The organism is Streptomyces chisholmiae, from assembly GCF_031845445.1.
Taxonomy (GTDB): Bacteria; Actinomycetota; Actinomycetes; order Streptomycetales; family Streptomycetaceae; genus Streptomyces; species Streptomyces chisholmiae.
The window spans coordinates 1-414 of sequence record NZ_JAVREO010000262.1 but is presented as its reverse complement, the minus strand read 5'-3'; the positions used below and the strand labels follow the sequence as shown (position 1 = coordinate 414).

The window sequence follows — 414 nt, the reverse complement described above, 5'->3', positions numbered from 1 at the left end:
TCCATATCGGATACCACCGCGATCCGTTTGAACGCTGAGTGATGGCGCAGCAGGCTGCCGAAGCCGAGGTTCAGATCCTCCACCAGACCGCCGGGTCCAAAGCCCTCGTAATCGGATGAGATGACTTCGACGATCCGGATCTCGCCGGTCTCCAACAGTGCGTCCATCGTCGGCCGGAATTCGCGGAGGTCGTCGCCGCGGACCCGGCCCGACACCTGGATCCCGAAAACACCCTTGGGCATGTCGGGAAGAACGTCGATCATCGGTTCTCCTCCCGTCTCACGCCTTGAGTCTGCACCCGATCGCCGACAGGTGATTCAGGAACGCGAAGACTCCCAGCGGCTGGAAATCTCCGACGGCATGTTGTCGGGTTTGACGCCGGCCCTGGTCCATCCGCCATGGCTACCCGGAGCA

General features: G+C 62.3%; 1 protein-coding gene. It reads right to left on the bottom strand.

Annotated elements, in window-relative coordinates:
• A partial coding sequence (locus RM844_RS33110; RefSeq protein ID WP_311671122.1) for a SpoIIAA family protein occupies window positions 1-263 on the bottom strand: 263 nt, incomplete at its 3' end.
• Window positions 264-414 lie beyond the last annotated feature (151 nt).